The sequence below is a fragment of the Lentzea flava genome, assembly GCF_014648475.1.
Classification (GTDB): Bacteria; Actinomycetota; Actinomycetes; order Mycobacteriales; family Pseudonocardiaceae; genus Lentzea; species Lentzea flava.
In genome coordinates, this window is record NZ_BMRE01000186.1 from 1 (window position 1) to 510 (window position 510).

The following is a 510-nucleotide window of genomic DNA, read 5'->3' on the forward strand; positions in this document are numbered from 1 at the left end:
GAACTCCCCACCACCGAACTCCCCACCACCGAACTCCCCACCACCGAACTCCCCACCACTCAGCTCCCAACCGCCGGGCTGCCCACTGTCCTGCCCCACTACACCCGGCGGCTCCCACGCAGAATCCCAACCATCCCCAAACCCAGCCGGAGCCTGAGCCAGATCATGCAAATAGGCATCCAGATCAACACCCAGGCCGTCCACATCCGGCAATCCCTGCGGGAACAGGCCGTCCACAGGCCCCTGAGGCAGGGACACCTCAGTAACCGCAGGCACACCACCAGCCACGTCACCACCAGCCGACTCCCGACCCGGATCCAGCGTCAGGCCCGCCACACCACCACCAGCAGCCACCACACCGTCACGGTCAACCCGCACATCCGGCCGGGAACCCGCCTGACCGGCCAGATCCCTCTCTTGCGCGTTGTCAGGCTGAGGTACCGGTGCCGGGGCTGGTTGTGGTGGGGGTTGGCTGGGAAGGTTGTTGCCGTGTGCTGGCGGTGGTGCGGA

At 66.9% G+C, this 510-nt stretch carries 1 protein-coding gene and 1 pseudogene; both read right to left on the reverse strand.

The window, feature by feature from the left end:
- A pseudogene (locus IEZ09_RS47350) lies at positions 1-237 on the reverse strand (hypothetical protein); the annotation flags it as partial.
- An 86-nt stretch (positions 238-323) separates the two neighbouring features.
- A partial coding sequence (locus tag IEZ09_RS47355; RefSeq protein WP_229813589.1) for a hypothetical protein occupies positions 324-510 on the reverse strand: 187 nt, incomplete at its 5' end.